Genomic DNA, 3,801 nt, shown 5'->3' with positions numbered 1-3,801 from the left:
TGCCACCGGCACATGTCTCACCGCCATCCGCATCCGTCACCCCGGAGTGCCCGCATGCAGACACCCGCCCCCTATCTCCACCGCGCGGCGTCCGACCGCCCCTACTTCAGCGCCGACGGCGAGACCTACCTCGCCCCGACCCCCCTGCGCGACATCGAGAAGTCCCGCCCGCTCAGGGTGCTTTCCGAAGAGGACTTCGCCTTCTGGCAGACGTACGGCTACGTCGTCGTCCGCGAGGCCATCACCCCCGGCGAGGCCAAGCAACTCCTCGACTTCGCCTGGCGGTTCCAGGGCCTCGACCCGGACCGGCCCGACACCTGGTACGAGGAGCCGGAGTTCCGCTCCGAACTCGACCAGCACCTGTTCATCTACGGCTTCGTCGAGGCCTACCACCACCAGCTCCTCTGGGACAGCCGCCAGACCCAGCGGGTCTACGACGCCTTCGCGGACGTCTGGGACTGCGCGGAGCTGTGGGTCACCCTCGACCGCCTCAACCTCAACCCGCCCAACAAACACACCCGTTCGCGCACCCTGATCGACCCCACCGACGAGGGCTTCGACATCGAGCTGCACTGGGACGTCGACAGCACCCTCGCCGTGCTGCCCCAGCGCGTACAGGGCATCATCGCCCTCAACGACACCAGCCCCGAACTCGGCGGCTTCCAGTGCGCCCCGGAGCTCTTCCGGCGCTTCGAGGAATGGCGCGTCGCCCAGCCACCGGGCCGCGACCCCATCCGCCCGAACGCCGACCGCACCGAGTTCCCCGTCGTCCGCCCCGACCTCCAGGCCGGCGACCTGCTCATCTTCAACGGCCTGCTCGCGCACGGCGTCGCCCCCAACCTCTCTGACAACGGTGTCCGGGCCGTGCAGTACCTGTCGATGATGCCCGCCCTGGAGGAGCACACCGCCCTGCGCGACTCCCGCGTGCACTCCTGGCGCACCCTCGCCACCCCCGACTGGAACGCCACCCTGCTCGGGGACGCCCGCGAACCGGAGGCCCTGCGCTACGGCCCCGCCGAACTGACCGGCCTCGGGCGCAAGCTGCTCGGCCTCGACTCCTGGACGAGCGGGGACGACGCACGGTGAACCGGATCTGCCTCTGCCTGCCCACCAACCGGGCCTGCCCCGCCACGATCACCGCCCTGCACGCCGAAGCCGACCACGCCGTACGGCACTTCGGCGCCGACGTCCAGCTGCTGATCCTCGACTCCGCCGACGAGCCCACCCGGGCCGACCACCGCCGCACGATCGCCGCGCTGCCCGAGCGGCCGGGCGTCACGGTCCACCACCTGGACGAGGCCGAGCAGCGCGCCCGCCTCGGCGCGCTGATCGACAAGGCGGGCCTGCCCTCCCGGCTGCTGCCCCTGATGCTCCCGCCCGCCGTCTCCTACGGCGCCTGCACCAACCGCGCCTTCCTGTTCGCCGCCGCCCTCGGCTGCGACTCCGTGCACCGCAGGGATTCCGACAGCGCCTACCAAGTCCACGCCGGACAACCGGTGTTCCCGGTCCACCACGAGCTGCCCTGGCTGGGCCGCCCCGCCGCCGAGGCCACGGCCGCCGGTGTGCGCACCGACCTCGACCCGGCCCACGCCCACCACCCGGTGTCCATGGCCGGTGCCTCCTTCATCGGCGAACTCTCCGTCGACATCGGCGAGATACGACGTCTGGACCCGGCCGTCTACCACGACGTGGTCAGCCTCTGGGCGCCCGGCGACTGGCCGCCGGAGCGCACCCGGGAACTGGTCGCCGAGTCCTTCACGGGCGCGGGCACCGCCCCCTTCACCGGCGACCGCTCGACCCTCACCCTGGTCGACCCGATGCGGGTGGACATGTGCAACATCGCCTTCGACCGGGCGGTCTACGAACGCGTCCCGCTGCCGCCGGCCACCGACACCATCGGCAGCGACTACTTCCTCATCCACCTCGTCCACGACGCGACCCTGCCCGGCATCCTCCACAACCGCCACATCGAGAACTTCCACACCCCCGAACGCCGCACCCCCGCCGGCTTCCTCGCCTACCAGCGCCGCTTCGTGAAGTTCCTGCTGTCGATGCGCTACTTCCACCACGTCTACGACCGCATGGCCGGTGCGGGCGCCGCCCTCCTGGACGAGCGCCGGCACGTGCGGCCCGAGACGGTCACGGCCTTCCTCCGCGAGAGCACCACCCTGGACCGCACCGAGAACGTCTGGCGCCTGGACCGGCTGGACACCGCCTACCGCAAACTGGGCGGCACCTACGCGCAGTTCGCCGACCTGGTGGCGGAGGAACGCGAGGCGCTGCTGGACGAGGCCCGGTCGGACATCGAGGACTACGCCCGGCTGATCGAGTCCTGGCCCGCACTGATCAAGGCGGCCCGCACATGAGCGCACCGAAGGGACGTGGGACCGCGCCCGGCGCGCGAGTGCCGGCACGAGCGGGCGAGCGACGGCCGGGGGCCCGCGCGGGCGCGCTCACCGCGGCCCTGGCCGCCGCCGACACCGACCGCGTCGTCTACGACCTCACCGGCATAGAACGCCAATACGACTCCCTCATCGCCGAGTTGCCCGGCACCGAGGTCCGCTTCGCCCTCAAGGCCTGCCCGGTGGACGAGGTCCTCGGCTGCCTCGCCGCCCGCGGCGCGGGATTCGACGCCGCGAGCCCCACCGAGATCGCCCAGGCCCTGCGCACCGGCGTCCGCCCCGACCGCGTCCACTACGGCAACACGGTCAAGTCGGACCAGGACATCGCCGAGGCCCACCGCCTGGGCATCCGCACCTTCGCGACCGACAGCGTCGAGGACGTCACCGCCATCGCCCGGCACGCCCCCGGCGCCCGGGTGTTCTGCCGCCTCGCCACCAGCGGGGAAGGCGCGCTGTGGGGCCTGAACCGCAAGTTCGGCTGCGCACCCGAGGACGCCGTACGGGTGCTGGAGACCGCCCGCGCGGCGGGCCTGACCCCGGCCGGGCTCTCCGTCCACGTCGGCTCCCAGCAGATGACCGCCGAGGCCTGGCAGGCGGCCCTCGACCTGCTCGCCGACACCCTGACGGCGCTGGCCGGGCGGGGGATCGTACCGGACCACGTCAACCTCGGCGGCGGCCTGCCCGCACTCGGCTACCGGGACCGTCACGGCAACCCCCTCGACCCGCCCCTCGACAAGATCCTCACCGTGCTCCGCGAGGGCATGGAGCGCCTGCGCGCCCTCGCCCCCGTCGACTTCGTCATGGAACCCGGCCGCCACCTGGTCGCCGACCACGGCGCGGTCCGCGCCCATGTCGCCCGGCTGACCCGCCGCCGGCAGCCGGACGGCGAGGACGCGCACTGGCTCTACCTCAGCTGCGGCAAGTTCAACGGCCTCTACGAGATGGACCAGCTGACCCACGAGATGGTCTTCCCCGGCCACCCGGAGACCGCGGACACGGTGTCCGCGGTCGTCGCCGGCCCGACGTGCGACAGCGACGACGCGTACGGCGAGGGCCGCCACCCGGTGCGCGTGCCCGGGACGGTCACCTCCGGCGACCCGGTGTGGATCCTCTCCGCCGGCGCCTACGCCACCAGCTACACCACCCGGGGCTTCAACGGCTTCGGCCCCCTGCCCTGCGTCTGCGTCCGCGCGCACCGCTCCCCAGACGACGAACGGCCCTGAAATGGAACACCGCATACACATCCGGGAGATCGCGGCCCGCGACTGGCCCCGCCTGGCGGCCCTGGAACACGAGGCGTACGCGCACCTCTCCCTCGCCGAGGGCGAGGAACTGCTGCGCTCCCGGGCCGCGTCCTCACCCGCCACCTGCTTCGCCCTCGACGCGGACGGCCGCCTCG

Annotated in this window: 3 protein-coding genes; all 3 read left to right on the top strand. The window is 72.7% G+C overall.

Annotated elements, in window-relative coordinates:
- The first annotated feature begins 54 nt into the window (after positions 1–54).
- The 3 genes from FRZ03_RS01550 to FRZ03_RS01540 are packed head-to-tail and all read left to right on the top strand — an operon-like array spanning position 55 to position 3,625.
- The gene (locus tag FRZ03_RS01550) at positions 55–1,086 is read left to right on the top strand and encodes a phytanoyl-CoA dioxygenase family protein (protein WP_146463288.1); all 1,032 of its coding nucleotides are present in this window, start codon (positions 55–57) and stop codon (positions 1,084–1,086) included.
- The gene (locus FRZ03_RS01545; RefSeq protein ID WP_146463287.1) at positions 1,083–2,366 is read left to right on the top strand and encodes a DUF6271 family protein; all 1,284 of its coding nucleotides are present in this window, start codon (positions 1,083–1,085) and stop codon (positions 2,364–2,366) included. Before FRZ03_RS01550 ends, FRZ03_RS01545 begins: the two co-directional genes overlap by 4 nt.
- On the top strand, positions 2,363–3,625 hold the full coding sequence (locus FRZ03_RS01540) for a type III PLP-dependent enzyme (RefSeq protein ID WP_146463286.1): 1,263 nt from the start codon (positions 2,363–2,365) through the stop codon (positions 3,623–3,625). Before FRZ03_RS01545 ends, FRZ03_RS01540 begins: the two co-directional genes overlap by 4 nt.
- Positions 3,626–3,801: the final 176 nt, after the last annotated feature.

The organism is Streptomyces misionensis (assembly GCF_007896895.1).
Taxonomy (GTDB): domain Bacteria; phylum Actinomycetota; class Actinomycetes; order Streptomycetales; family Streptomycetaceae; genus Streptomyces; species Streptomyces misionensis_A.
Note: the sequence above shows the minus strand (reverse complement) of the source record. Positions and strands in the feature narration are given on the sequence as shown.

Excerpts from the sequence above, each read along its gene's own strand:
- FRZ03_RS01540 (WP_146463286.1), top strand. The coding sequence starts at position 2,363 with ATGAGCGCACCGAAGGGACGTGGGACCGCGCCCGGCGCGCGAGTGCCG.
- FRZ03_RS01550 (WP_146463288.1), top strand. The coding sequence starts at position 55 with ATGCAGACACCCGCCCCCTATCTCCACCGCGCGGCGTCCGACCGCCCC.